Origin of the sequence: Paraburkholderia sp. WS6, from assembly GCF_030464835.1 — a bacterium.
Lineage (GTDB): Bacteria > Pseudomonadota > Gammaproteobacteria > Burkholderiales > Burkholderiaceae > Paraburkholderia > Paraburkholderia madseniana.
In genome coordinates this window covers 17,761-30,847 of the sequence record NZ_JALQCK010000035.1, presented here as the reverse complement: position 1 = coordinate 30,847, position 13,087 = coordinate 17,761, and the positions used below count along the sequence as shown (strand labels likewise).

The following is a 13,087-nucleotide window of genomic DNA, read 5'->3' as shown; positions in this document are numbered from 1 at the left end:
TGCATATTCGCCTATTGTTGCGTGTCCTGCTCAGGCGGGAACACGTGCCACATTCGATGATCGTGCCTGAAGAAAAAAAGTGCAACCGCGTATTCCGGTCGCGGTACTTCAGCGCGTACGGAACGCGTACATGGCGGCGACTGAGTAGGCCTATTCGAACCGGTATCGTAGAAAGCGAGCGCTAGCATGCTCTGACTATCCGATCAGTTGCACCGGAGACAGCGTGGTCGGCGTGTTTCGAATCTGAGTTGGTCGAAGTTACAGTTCAGACATCTTTGTACGAAAGGTGATTGCAAAGATATTGTTTGGCGCCCCTTCTTAGATCATCGCATCGTGGCTGTGGCTAATTCCGGTGCAGGTGCACCGTTTCAGACATCAGTCTGTAGTGCGACATGAATGTTCAATAAAAGATTGGCGGCATGAACTCTCCAAGATTTCATCCGCATAGCCGATGTATCGGATCAGATGCTCGACGCGTGTATGCAAGGGTTGTCGCAATCATGCTGACGTCCCATCGCCCATAGACGATTTCCCGCTAACACTTCTTTCGTCGATTGCGATCTGCCTGGCATGACAGTTGCTCTTGTTTGTTCCCGGAAAGAAAGGAGCGCAGTTCCAAAGATGGATTCTGTGCTTTTTATCCAATAGCTGAGGAGTCCATGAAACTCATTACCGCAATCATCAAGCCGTTCATGCTCGATGACGTACGCGAAGCCTTGTCGGCCATTGGCGTCTCAGGCATCACGGTGACGGAAGTCAAAGGCTTCGGTCGTCAGACGGGCCACACGGAGCTGTATCGCGGCGCTGAATACCTCGTCGATTTCCTGCCGAAGGTGAAGCTCGAGGCGGCAGTCTCCGAAGACATCGGCGACCAGACGATCGAGGCGATCGAACGCGCGGCACGCACCGGCAAGATCGGCGACGGCAAGATTTTCGTCGCGCCGTTTGAACAGGTGATTCGGATTCGCACCGGGGAGACCGGCGTGGACGCTCTGTAATACCAAAAGATAGCGACAAGAGGAAACGAAAGATGCGCAAATTAATGATGTCCTTGCTGATGGCCGGTTCGCTGCTCGCCGGCGGTCTCGGCGCCGCCCTCGCGGACGACGCTTCTACCCCCACCGTCACCTCGGCCGCTCCCGCGGCCGCCGCGGCGTCGGCACCGGCTGCTGACGCGTCCGCCGCGCCGGCCGCCAGCGCCGCAGCCGCACCTGATGCATCGGCCGCATCCGCTGCCGCCGCACCGGCCGCTCCGACCGCGCCGTTCTCGGTCGATTCGTCGAAGATCAATTCGGGCGACACCGCCTGGATGCTGACTTCCACCGCGCTCGTGCTGTTCATGACGATCCCGGGTCTGGCGCTGTTCTACGGCGGCATGGTCCGCAAGAAGAGCGTGCTCGCGATCCTGATGCAAAGCTTCGCGATCACCTGCCTCGTGTCGATCATCTGGGTCGTGGTGGGGTACAGCCTCGCCTTCACGCCGGGCGGTTCGTTCATCGGCGGCTTGTCACGCTTCTTCATGACGGGCATGAACTACATCCACGGTGACAAGGCCACGACGCTGACCGTCAGCCACCTCGCACCGACGATCCCGGAAACGGTCTACGTGGTCTATCAGATGACGTTCGCGATCATTACCCCGGCACTGATCACGGGCGCGTTTGCCGATCGCATGAAATTCTCGGCGATGCTGGTGTTCATGACGCTGTGGTCGATCATCGTCTACTCGCCGATCGCGCACATGGTCTGGGAACCGACCGGCTGGCTGGCTGCCGCGGGCATCCTCGACTTCGCGGGCGGCACGGTGGTGCACATCAACGCGGGTATCGCGGCGCTGGTCTGCGCGCTGGTGCTCGGCAAGCGTGTCGGCTACGGCAAGGAATCGATGGCGCCGCATAACCTGACGCTCACGCTGATCGGTGGCGCCATGCTGTGGGTAGGCTGGTTCGGCTTCAACGCGGGTTCGGCAGTGGCGGCAGACGGCCGTGCCGGTTTCGCCATGTTCGCAACGCAAGTGGCAACCGCAGCAGCAGCACTCGCATGGATGTTCGCCGAATGGGCAACCAAGGGTAAGCCGTCGGTGCTCGGTATCGTGTCGGGCGCCGTTGCAGGTCTGGTGGCGATTACGCCGGCTTCGGGCTTCGTCGGAATGACGGGGTCGCTGGTGATCGGCATCGCGGCAGGCGTGATCTGCTACTGGTCGGCAACGTGGCTTAAGCACAAGCTCGGTTACGACGATTCGCTCGACGCGTTCGGCGTGCACTGCATCGGCGGTATCGTGGGTGCGCTGCTGACTGGTGTGTTCGCGGTCAAGGACATCGGCGGCTCGGACGGCAGCGTGATCCTGCAGGCCAAGGGCGTGCTGATGACGCTGATATACAGCGGCGTGGTGAGCTTCATCCTCTTGAAGGCGATCGACATGGTGATGGGCCTGCGCGTGGCCGAAGAAGAGGAACGCGAGGGCTTGGACCTGGTGCTGCACGGTGAAGCAGTCGAATAACCAATAGACCAAGCGAGGGTCACCGCATATCCGCTTCGGAGAACCGGTGTCTTCCAGCCAGACCAGGCTGGAAGACACCGAACCCAGAATAACGCGCATCCAAACCATACTGACGGGATTCGCTCGGGGGGCATCGCCTTTGCCTGATGTCCGGGCGGCGCCATAACACGATTCCGCTGGATTGCGGCGGTGAGCAAGGCTTGGGACACGGCCGCTCAGTCATACTAAATCGCTTTGAATCCATGAAAAGGCGCAATTGGGAGCATGGTTTTGTATCGGTCGTTCTTTTGTGTCAGATCGCTTGTCTAACGATGTTCGCGTTTGCCGAGGATCTCATTCGGCAAAGTAAATGCGTGGGTGCGCTTTTCGGATTCAGCTTTCTGTTCGGTCTAATTCTCTCGCTCGGCTTCTACGCTATGTGGCGCGGGCGAAGCGACGAATTGAGTCTTTTCCGCTTTCTTCAGGCAGAGCCCGTCTATCTGGCGGTCGCGATCGCGACCGCCGGCGAGGCTGCGTCAATACTGCTGATGAAGTCAATTTGAGCGGAACCCGCGCAGATTTCGAGGAAACGCTCGCACCGCTCGGGGGAGTGCGTTCGGTCCACCTGGAAGCAGCGACGCGGCGAACATGCGGCATGCACTGCCGACTGACCTTATTCACTTCCGCTATTTGTTACCTCTCAAGGAGATCACGAAGATGAAAAAACTTTTGCCTGTGCTTGCACTTGGAGCATTTGCCGTATCCGCGCCATGCGCAAAGCAGCGTGACGCTCTACGGCCTCATCGATACTGGCCTCGTCTATACGAACAACCAATCTGGTCATAGCAATTGGCAAATGGGTACCAGCTCGACCCAGAACACCGTCTTCGGTCTCAAGGGCTCCGAGGATCTGGGGGGCGGGCTGCATGCGACCTTCAAGCTCGAACAGGGATTCAACCTGAACAACGGCGCGCAGGCCTTCCCGGGTGACGGATTCGGCTCACAGGCGTGGGTCGGGCTGCAGAGTGACCCGTATGGTACCGTGACCTTCGGCCGCCAGTTCGACGTGGTCAACGACCTGCTCGGACCACTTTCCGCAGAAAGCAATACGTGGGGTGGCAACATCGCTGCGCATCCGTTCGAGAACGACAACCTGGCTGCAGACTCGGTTGTCGTCAACAATACGGTCAAGTATGTGAGTCCGACCATTGCCGGCATCACGGGCGAAGCCATGTATTCGTTCAGCAACAAGGCGGGCGGATTCGCGAACAACCGCGTCTACGGCTTCAGCGCGTCGTATAGCCAGGGCCCTGTGAATCTGGCGGCCGGATACCTCCAGTTCAACAATCCCGGTGGCGGCGTGACCGGCACCAATCCGAGCGGGGCCATCGCGCAAGGAGATGGCAGCGCGAACTTTATCGCGCAGCGTCAACGTATCTGGGGCGCCGGCGGCAGCTACACGTTCGGCGCTGCCACCGTCGGCCTCGTCTGGAGCCATACGCAGATCGACGATATGGCGAGCGTGATCTCCCTGGGCTCCGGCAGCTACATGCCGCTGGGCGGGACCCTGCGCCTCGACAACTACGAAGTGAACGCGAAATATTCGCTCACTCCGGCGTTGTCCGTATCGGCCGCGTACACATTTACGGACGGGGCGTACTCGGACGGTGCGACAAACGCGACCCCAGCGTGGAATACGGTCATGCTCCAGACCGATTACTCGCTGAGCAAGCGCACCGACGTCTACCTCGAAGGTGTCTATCAGAACGTACATGGCGCGCCTGCGGGCTCCGTGCTCGGCGATGCGATGATCAACACGCTTTCTCCGTCGTCGACGGGCACTCAAGTGGCAGTCACCGTCGGGCTGCGGCACGCATTCTAAGTGCTCTGGCTTGCGCAAGACCGGCGATGCCCTGTGGCTGACTCCGGTCGGGACCGAGCCCCCGGTCGCGGGCAAGAAAGAGCGCTGCCGTTGGATGGTTCAAGGAAAAGCTCGGCATCCATAGCCCGAGCCGGGTATTCGGCGAGCTCGGGTAATCGTGCGATTCGTGCGAAATCTGGTGGTGGTCTCATGCAGAGCCGGTCGCAGCAAGGCTCTGCGGCCCTACGGCTTCGCGCAATGGAGACCGCGCCAAAGCGGGGGCTGAAGTCGGGCCTGCGAATATGGCTGAAGGGAAAGTTTATAGTGACTCGATGTACTCCGACCCTTCCGAAGCGACGTCCCTGCTCCAGTTGCGAATCAGTCTGCGCGGCGTCAGCCCGCCGGTCTTGCGGCGACTCCTGATTCCCGAGCGGATCACGGTTGCGCAACTGCACCATTTGATGCAGCTCGCCATGGGCTGGACCGACGAACACCTGCACCAGTTCATCATCCGCGGCTGGCGTTACGGCGGACATCGCGACGGCGCGTTGCAGTTCTTTGAGGGTCCAGACTCCTTGTCGCTAGCGGAGTTTGGCCTGCACGAACATGAGCGCTTTGCCTACGTCTACGACTTCACCGCGTGGTGGTTACATGACGTACGCGTCGAGCGGCGAATGCACAACCAGCGGCCGAAGACGGTACCGCGCTGCATCGCAGGCGCCGGGGGTTGCCCGCCAGAACACACCGGAGGTCCCGAGAGATACATGAAGGCCCTGGAAGAGCACGGCGAGTACGAGTTTCTCGAGTGGCTCGAGACGCTACGCGAAAACCGGATAGACCTGAACGATTTGCGTGTTGAGGCCGACGAATGGCTCTTCTGGCTGGATCGGCGTTTCGACCGTCGGGCGGCGAATGAACGGCTGCAGACGCTTGCGCGGTAAGCTGATCGCCCAGGCGACGTGCCGGGCAGGAGGCTGCCATGCAGATCAGCGTGCAGATTGTGGTTCAGACGGAAGTCGACGGGCAGGCGAGCGTCACGGAGATAGCCCGCTTCGAACGGGAAGGCTTCGATGCAGGCTCTCGGCTTGCATCTTGATGAGGCGAAGGCGCTGCTCGGCCGGCTGCAGCGTTCGATGATTGACGCCCAGGCCGCTGAAGCGATCGCTCGAATGAGCGTGTGTCCGGAGTGCGGTTCCCGTCTGACCGTCAAGGGCCACCATCGCTTGGTCTACCGCTCGGTGTTTGGCCGGCTATCGATCGACAGCCCGCGGTTCTACCAATGCCGGTGTTCCGGAAGCGGGCTCCGATCCGTCAGCCCGCTGGCCGGTTGCCTGCGTGAGCGGACGAGTCCCGAACTGCAGTATCTCGAGGCCAAGTTTGCCGCGTTGATGTCGTATGCGCTCACCGTCCGGGTACTGGAGGAGGTGTTACCGCTTGGGCATGTGCTGGCGGCCACCACGATCCGGAGGCGCGTCGCCACACTGGGCCATCGCCTTGAGAGCTCGAACGCAGCGATCGCCGTCGAGCAACGGCGGTCCGCAGATCTCACCGCGGGCCGATGCGCTATTCCGCAGCACAGTTCAGTACGCGCCGTGGGAATCGACGGCGGATACATCCGCCTGGCCGGACACAGCAGCCGGCAGGACGGCTGGTTCGAAGTCATCGTCGGAAAATCACTGCGCGACGACGGTCGCGGGCACAGCTTCGCTTACGTTCACACACTCGAGCACGAGCCCGCCGACCGCATGCTGGCGTTTCTTGCGCAGGAAGGCGTCGGCGCGGACCAGCCGGTAACTTTCCTGTCCGACGGCGGCGACACCGTGCGCCGCGCCCAGCGACTCGGTGGACAGGGGGCCGCCAGTCTGGGCATTCAGCATGAACGAATGGGGAGACCGACCCCGATAATTCTCGCAATAGATCTGCACAAGGCGGGCAGTCGCGTCGCTGACAGGAATCTGCCTGATCGAATGGATGGTGTTGATGCTGGGTTTCGAGTAGCGGCTATCGCCGTCCGTTTCTTCATACCCATTCTGTCGGACGTTCAACCAGTACCGTGTCCGATCAAGCTTGCGGTCATGGCTGCTCTTGATGGCATCCGCGGTCAGCAGCAACAGTTTCGCCTCGCCGTAGTCCCTGATGGAGCATCAACACGAACGCGATGAAGACCCGCCAGCGCGTATGAGAACGTCGGAACGGATTGGCATCCGAGTCCGGATCCAGTATCTGATAGAGACTTTCGACCACGCTGGCTGGCAGCGATCGAAGAGTCTCCGTACGGCCGCCTTGCCGTATGTGCAACTGGCGGTAAAGCGTCGAAAGCCGATGGATCCGCGCTTCAATCTGCTGCATGTTCGCGTCGCCAGACTTCGAAAGCCACGTGACCACCGACGTCACGAAACCCAGTCTGGTCCGCCACCGGTCCTCGTTGCCGCTGCTTGCGACAGGCTGGTTGCGCAAACTCACGAACCACGACTCGAGAATGTCGGCAAGCCGCGCTTCATCAAGACTGGAAAGCGCGTCATCGAGCGCATTTGCCTTGAACGATCGATCCGCGTGTTCGTACAGATTCTCGATGAACCGCAGTCGCATCGTCTGCGTCGACGTAGCCCACTGTGACGCAGCGATGACCAGCCAGACCGCGGCCCAGTATCGAGGAACATGATTGCTGTCGACCAGCAGAACGCCTTGGAGTGCTCGCGGCACCACGTCGGCACCGATCTGAACGAACATGGAAATCCCCGCAACAGAACGCGCTCGCAAAACCTACCATATGCGCATGTCACGGTTGCGGTATGTAACGTCGTGAGGCCATGCGCTGAGCAACGGCCCAGAACATACCAATGATGTTGCTAATTTCTTTTATGCAAAATCCCAAGATGGCGGAATAGAGAGGACTTCTTAGTTCTGTCGCGGCGCTCGTGGCAAGTGAATCGGTTGGTCGGGGCGGCGAAGCCCTGAGGATCAGTTTGACCGCGAGGACAGTTTTCAGAGCCGTCTTGCAGCGCCTTTTTGCCTTATTCAAAGCTTTCCATAAGGCCGACGAGTAGTGTTTGTACCGCTGCAGAGCGGATGGCCAACGTGATACTCAAAGAATGAAGTCATCAAAAACAGTCTATTAAGATAAGTATCCTTATCACAATAGCACTATCTTCGTGTCAAACTGGCACCTATGAAAACGCGCCTGACCTCGACACCGTCGCCCGAACCTCGACCCGTGGGTTTCCCGGCTGGGCGCCCGTGGCGGCACAGCGACTGCGCTTCGTCCTCGACTTCGGGTATGCGACGGGCCTGCGCGCGAGCGAACTGGTTGGCGCGACGCTCGGCGATATCGAGGTCGACGCGCGCGGCGACCATTGGCTCAAGGTCATCGGGAAAGGACGCAAGGCGGCCAGGGTCGCCTTGCCGCCGCTCGCCCGCACCGCGCTCGATCTTCACCTGGTCGAGCGCCGGCTACCCGTGACGCCCAGCCGCTGGCGCCCGGACACGCCGTTGATCGCGAGTCTCGCCGGGGACGGTGCGGTCCCCATCACCAGCGCGCGGCTCTGGAACGTGCTGCAGCGGTTCTTTGCCAGGGCCGCAGATCTCGTCGAAGCCGATAGCCCAGCGGTTGCACAAAAACTGCAGCAGGCGAGTCCTCACTGGATGCGCCATACCCATGCGACCCATGCGCTCGCGCACGGTGCCGAACTGACCATCGTGCGCGACAACCTTCGTCATGCCTCGATCTCGACGACGTCGATCTACCTGCATGGCGATGATGTCAAGCGGGCGCAGCAGATCGCAGGGGCGTTCGGAAGCAAATGATTACCGGGACGGCAATGGCGAGCGATGAGATCGACGGGGCCGACGGTCATTTACCCGTCCGGCTTGATCCGACCGAAAGCCCACGTCATTTCGGTGCAGGGGATTTTTCCGAGGAAGTCAGGCACCGCGGGCGATATACTGGAAAGGAGCGCCCAGCTTTTTTTCTCTCGTAACAGGCTCGATTTTCGAGCGTATTCCGAGAAAGGAAACATGGAACCCAAACGCGCCAAAGTCCTTACCCCCGCCAAATTTCGCCACGTCCTGCGAGTTACTGAGGCGACAAGCCGGTTTCCGGAGCGCGACACGCTGATCCTGCTGCTGGGTGTCACTTGCGGGATGCGAATCACCGAGATCGCACGTATCGAAGTCGGGGATGTCCTTGCCAAATCGGGAGTGCGTCGCGAAGAGGTCAGCTTGCGAAGCCCGATCACAAAGGGTTGTCGTCCTCGCTGTATCTACCTGTCACACGCGCGCACAATCGATGCGCTCGACCGCTATATCGAATGGCGCTACCAACGCGGCGCGGGCGCGGCTCTTGATCGGCGCGAGTATCGCGGCCTCATGCCTCGCACGCGGTTGATTCTCACGCAGAAAGGTGGCCCTTTCGAGCTAAGCGTTAAGCGCCGAGTCAACTTCGATGGCGAGACGGCCGAATATCTGGCGGCCGACAGCCTCCAAAGCTATGCCACCGGCCTGTACCGCTCGGCAGGCCTCGGGGTCGGCTATAGCAGTCAGAGTGGTCGAAGGACGTTTGCAAGCCGCCTGGTTGCGCAGGGCCACTCGCTCGACACGGTGCAGTTGCTGCTTGGGCATTCCCATCTGGACCACGTTTCCCCGTGTCTGCAGGTGACCCGGCGGGAACGATGGGAAGCTATCGCGGCATTCGACAGGATTCTTGATAAAGATTGATGCGTGGATGCCGTTAACTATCGTTGTGTGCGGATTCGACGTTCAACGCAGATTCATGCAATTCGCATAATTGGCTAAATAGACTATCGTGGCACGGAAATTACATCGAGCGAAGCATACCGGGACGGTTATGTTGCGGGTGTCTGACGGATCGAAAAAGATGAGCAAAGCACCCATACCTGAGCCAACTAATAGGGGAGATTCCGATGTCGAGCCGTTCGAGACTTATTTCGAACGCTGGCCGAACGAATATTCGCACGTGCCGTCTAGCGTCGTCGAGACATGGGTCTACCGTCATTGGCGCGACTTCCAGTGCTGGCTTCCGCTCCGCCCTCTCGATTGGGCGTACGAGCTCAAACAGATGAGCTCCAGCGAAATCCTAACTATTGGCCACGTGGGTACGTGGCCGGAAACACTCAAATATTGGGGCGACGATCTCTTTGAAGGGAGTTCCAGGCGCGCGACATGGCTTGGTCGCACAATGTTGGAGATGGGTACGACTCCGGCACCGATTATAGTTGCACGGGACGCGGGCCATTGCAGTCACCCGAGGGAAGCTAATGCGCCGTTTCAGGAGCCGTATCAGCTTATCGAAGGGCATATGAGACTTGCCTATCTGCAAAGCATGATTCGCCACGAACACCCGCAACTGCGTCCGTATCATGAAGTGTTTGTCGCCACACTGACGGCAGACATCGTTCTTGCGGACAGCCTCCAAGCAGATCGCTCGTCTTGCTCGATTGCAGTAGATTGAGCTGATGGGCAAGGACAGGACAAAAGGGGAAGAGGCAAATGACGAAACAACAAAACGTGGCCACCGATTGGACCGATATTGCCGTCACGATCGATGGGATTGAGGTAACGGGTTCATTTAGTGTCGATGGAACAGACTGGATGACCGTCAGGATGACCGGGGGCGGATCAAAGTCCGCAAATGGTGGTCCTGCCGCTGGAAGCGTTGCTCGCCTCATTCTGTGCGAACTGTATGCAGAAGCCAATCCAGCGAAGAAGTAGGAAAAGCAAATGTTGGTAGCGAAATCTAAGGTAGGCGCTACGGAGCGCAATGCAGAAAGGACAAGGACCGCGAAAGCGTCTGCCCTGACCATCGCGATGCTTGTCTGGCTCGCAGGCTGCGCTACTGACACAGGCTTTGTTCGGATCGGCCAAGATACCTACATGAAGTCAACGATGGGTACGTTCACGGATTTTTCGGGCGGAGCGGTCAAGGCCCGTCTCTACAAACAAGCATCAGAATTCTGTAATGAACAAGGGCGTGACATTTCCCCCTTGGAAAGTACATCTAAAGATTCCGGGATGGCGACCTATGCCTCAGCGGAAATCCAGTTTCGCTGCGTCGCGAAGTGACGGCTAATTCGAATAGGAAAAGCTGGTGCTGCCGGCGCAAAGGAGAGACACGTGATCATCAGGATCGAAGTTTCGGATGCGGAACTCGAAGAAATGGAATGCACCTCGCTCGACGAGTTTGAGGAACAGATCCGCAACCAACTCGATAACGGCGTCGTGACCAGCGACGGTGGTGCCGGTTCCGACTGGATGGCGGAGTACGAGCTCGAAGTCGTCAAAGTCGACTGACCAGAGGCTGGAGAAGATCGATACAAAAAAAACCAACCGGGAGCGCTTATGGATGACCTGCCAGATAAATTGCGGCGCAATGTTGTCGTACTGTCAGCCGCGATTGTTGCCATCAACATATTCGACCTGTCGTTCAAGCCAAGCGGCATGCTGCTTGGCTTCGCCGAAGTCGGCCACGTCACGCCGCTTAAGGCCTGGCTAGCGCTTTCAGCCGTGCTGGTCTACATGTTCCTGCGCTACTGGTTCTACGAGGACACAGATCAGGAACTGACGCTGCTCGCCCAAGAGTTCCAGAACCGCCGCTATGCCGCGATCAAGGGTTACCTTGAATACACGCTCGAGCGGTACCTCATATACAAGCGCGCCCCTTCCCGCCTGGCGAATTTCGATGGCTTTTCGGACGACCAATTGACGGAGCGCTTCGCCGACCGAGGACCGATCGCTCGGGCCACAGTGACCGCGAGTGTCGAGCTGGACAAAAATTCCCCATGGCAAGGAGAGGTCGGGTACTCATTCGAGCTCAAATGGGCCGACGGCAACCACTATCGCAGCAGCGGCGGTCAGCGTCTTGGGTTCGATCTGACGAGGCGCTTTGCGGTCTGGACTGTGCTCCGCTGCGCGTCATCGACAGCCATCTATTCGAAAAGCGCGGTCGACGTACTCGTGCCCATTGCCCTGGCTGCTGTCGCCGCAACAATCTGCCTCTATCAACTCGCGATGGCAGGACTGCAACCGTGACCGGAGGTTTCACCTTTCGCCTGCTACGATTCCATGGTGGATCGCTGTCGGTTACATGTTTGACGCCGGCGCGGCCACGAGCCGCATGCGTTAGCAAGGAAAAGATGCTTCGGACGTTGGGTCGTGAAACAGGGAAAATCAAACCATGTCTACGTTGACAGTAGCACTCGCGCTTCGGGCGGCGATCAACGTCCTTCGCGATTCGGCTGAATCGCGCAAGATGCCGAATGGTGATCCGCTGAATGAAGTGGTTGTGCAACTGCACTTCGATGCCGCAGAGACCCTGGAAGAGTCTTTGTCCGACCTTCTGGACCACGAGTAGGAAAAGAAAAGTGAGACTTTCTACCATTGGCTGCTGTTGCCTGCTATCGCTTCTCGCCGGATGTGCGATCGAGGGTGTGGGCTGGCAAGGTCACGTCGACGCGTACAACAACGCGGCAGCAGACGGCCGCGAGTATGCGTCGCTTCACAGGGAGACAAAGGACGCCACGTGGTATGCCGGATGGTGCAGCGCGATACGACCGCATTTCGCGCGAATGGGTGACGTGCGCGATCGGGTTGATCACTACTGCGCAGCGATGCAAGCCCAACCCGAAAGCGCCGAGGCGATTCGGATGGATCTCGTCGCAACGCTGAATGCAGGGACGTCATCGGCCACTACTTCGCGCGATTCCGCTTACTCGGCCTTTGGTGCGTCCACCCAATTGCAGCAGGCGAAGCAAGTTCATTGCACGACGACCCAGTTCGGCGACACCACTAGCACAGATTGCCGCTAGACGGCTAGGAAAAGCGACCCATGGGGCAATCGACTTCGGTAGACAGAGCTACGCGCGTAGGCGGGACCGCTACGCAGCCGGGAAGCGATGAGTCACGGATGTTGCTGAATTTGATCGTGCAGTTGACGAACTCACAAGCAGGAAAGGACGTCCCGGCGGGCTCGCCATGGATGAACGATGCGCAGGTCTTAGCGCTGAAGTTCTATTACCATCTCACGTCGCTGCACGTTTTGGTGCAGCCTGTCGAGGTGGTGATGCCACAAGGTACGGCATCCCACATCGACCATAGCTCCGTGTTGGTTCTGTCCCGCGCGGCGCTTGAAACGTTTCTGACTTTTGCACACGTTTTCGGGTGCAGCGAATCTGACCTGCGGGAATTTCGGCACATGGCGTGGCGTTGCGCGGGCCTACTGGACCGGCAGAAGCTGCAGGCGAGCGCACGCCTTCCTCAGAGCAAGCAAAGGCTCATAGACGAAGGGGCGAGTATCGAGACGCTACGCGCCGAGATGCAGGCGCACGCTCGTTGGGTGCAGTATTCCGAAAAGGAACGTGCGGCGTTCCTGAAGGGTGAATGGCGCGCAGGCCGGGGATGGACTGCAATTGGTGTCGAGGCCGGGTTTCATCCCGTGCATATTCGCGAGCTATATAGCTTTCTCTGCGGGTATTCCCACACGAGCTGGCTGAGCATCTTGCAGATCCGCGATGCACGCGAACTACCTCAGCAGGCCGCGATGACCGCGATGTCTGTAAGCAATGCGTGTGTGCTGATGAGCTTTTTCGCACTTCATTACGTTGCGCTCTTTCCGAACGCAGAGCGCGTCCTCGCCGCGTACCCGGAGGCATCCGTGTTGGTCCAGAAGTGGAATTTGCGTGCTGAGCGCGTGGCCAGCCACTATGAGCGCTAAAACGGAAATCCGCTCGCGTGTT

At 59.1% G+C, this 13,087-nt stretch carries 14 protein-coding genes and 3 pseudogenes; 16 read left to right on the top strand and 1 reads right to left on the bottom strand.

Going from position 1 to position 13,087, the window contains the following annotated elements; genetic code table 11:
• The first annotated feature begins 659 nt into the window (after positions 1-659).
• From M0D64_RS31970 to M0D64_RS31945, 6 genes and pseudogenes are all read left to right on the top strand, one after another.
• A complete protein-coding gene (locus tag M0D64_RS31970) occupies positions 660-998 on the top strand; it encodes a P-II family nitrogen regulator (protein ID WP_266260741.1) in 339 nt (112 codons plus the stop codon).
• 32 nt (positions 999-1,030) lie between these two features.
• The gene (locus M0D64_RS31965; RefSeq protein ID WP_266260740.1) at positions 1,031-2,500 is read left to right on the top strand and encodes an ammonium transporter; all 1,470 of its coding nucleotides are present in this window, start codon (positions 1,031-1,033) and stop codon (positions 2,498-2,500) included.
• A 242-nt stretch (positions 2,501-2,742) separates the two neighbouring features.
• Positions 2,743-3,042, top strand: coding sequence for a hypothetical protein (locus tag M0D64_RS31960; RefSeq protein WP_266260739.1), 300 nt, complete (start codon positions 2,743-2,745; stop codon positions 3,040-3,042).
• 154 nt (positions 3,043-3,196) lie between these two features.
• Positions 3,197-4,361 (top strand): annotated as a pseudogene (locus tag M0D64_RS31955) (porin).
• 311 nt (positions 4,362-4,672) lie between these two features.
• On the top strand, positions 4,673-5,281 hold the full coding sequence (locus M0D64_RS31950) for a plasmid pRiA4b ORF-3 family protein (protein WP_266260737.1): 609 nt from the start codon (positions 4,673-4,675) through the stop codon (positions 5,279-5,281).
• 38 nt (positions 5,282-5,319) lie between these two features.
• A pseudogene (locus tag M0D64_RS31945) lies at positions 5,320-6,175 on the top strand (ISKra4 family transposase); the annotation flags it as partial.
• Between the two features lie 238 nt (positions 6,176-6,413).
• Here the strand turns inward: M0D64_RS31945 and M0D64_RS31940 are convergent.
• Positions 6,414-7,070 (bottom strand): hypothetical protein, encoded by a 657-nt coding sequence (locus M0D64_RS31940; RefSeq protein ID WP_266260736.1) that lies wholly within the window; start codon positions 7,068-7,070, stop codon positions 6,414-6,416.
• A 495-nt stretch (positions 7,071-7,565) separates the two neighbouring features.
• On the opposite strand from M0D64_RS31940, the pseudogene M0D64_RS31935 reads away from it, so the two are divergent.
• The 10 genes and pseudogenes from M0D64_RS31935 to M0D64_RS31890 form a co-directional block, all read left to right on the top strand.
• Positions 7,566-8,144, top strand: a pseudogene (locus tag M0D64_RS31935) (tyrosine-type recombinase/integrase); the annotation flags it as partial.
• Between the two features lie 210 nt (positions 8,145-8,354).
• The gene (locus M0D64_RS31930; protein ID WP_266260735.1) at positions 8,355-9,053 is read left to right on the top strand and encodes a site-specific integrase; all 699 of its coding nucleotides are present in this window, start codon (positions 8,355-8,357) and stop codon (positions 9,051-9,053) included.
• Positions 9,054-9,213: 160 nt separating this feature from the next.
• Positions 9,214-9,807 carry a hypothetical protein gene (locus M0D64_RS31925; protein WP_266260734.1) on the top strand — a complete coding sequence of 198 codons (594 nt, stop codon included), beginning with the start codon at positions 9,214-9,216 and terminating at the stop codon, positions 9,805-9,807.
• Positions 9,808-9,845: 38 nt separating this feature from the next.
• The gene (locus M0D64_RS31920; protein ID WP_266260733.1) at positions 9,846-10,067 is read left to right on the top strand and encodes a hypothetical protein; all 222 of its coding nucleotides are present in this window, start codon (positions 9,846-9,848) and stop codon (positions 10,065-10,067) included.
• A gap of 9 nt (positions 10,068-10,076) precedes the next feature.
• Positions 10,077-10,418: a hypothetical protein gene (locus tag M0D64_RS31915; RefSeq protein ID WP_266260732.1), complete on the top strand. Its 342-nt coding sequence runs from the start codon at positions 10,077-10,079 to the stop codon at positions 10,416-10,418.
• Positions 10,419-10,469: 51 nt separating this feature from the next.
• Positions 10,470-10,646 (top strand): hypothetical protein, encoded by a 177-nt coding sequence (locus M0D64_RS31910; RefSeq protein WP_266260731.1) that lies wholly within the window; start codon positions 10,470-10,472, stop codon positions 10,644-10,646.
• 48 nt (positions 10,647-10,694) lie between these two features.
• Positions 10,695-11,384, top strand: coding sequence for a hypothetical protein (locus M0D64_RS31905; protein ID WP_266260730.1), 690 nt, complete (start codon positions 10,695-10,697; stop codon positions 11,382-11,384).
• Positions 11,385-11,529: 145 nt separating this feature from the next.
• Entirely contained in the window at positions 11,530-11,706 is a 177-nt protein-coding gene (locus tag M0D64_RS31900; protein ID WP_266260729.1) for a hypothetical protein, read from the top strand.
• A 10-nt stretch (positions 11,707-11,716) separates the two neighbouring features.
• Positions 11,717-12,160 (top strand): hypothetical protein, encoded by a 444-nt coding sequence (locus tag M0D64_RS31895; protein ID WP_266260727.1) that lies wholly within the window; start codon positions 11,717-11,719, stop codon positions 12,158-12,160.
• A 98-nt stretch (positions 12,161-12,258) separates the two neighbouring features.
• Positions 12,259-13,065, top strand: coding sequence for a hypothetical protein (locus M0D64_RS31890; RefSeq protein WP_266260726.1), 807 nt, complete (start codon positions 12,259-12,261; stop codon positions 13,063-13,065).
• Positions 13,066-13,087 lie beyond the last annotated feature (22 nt).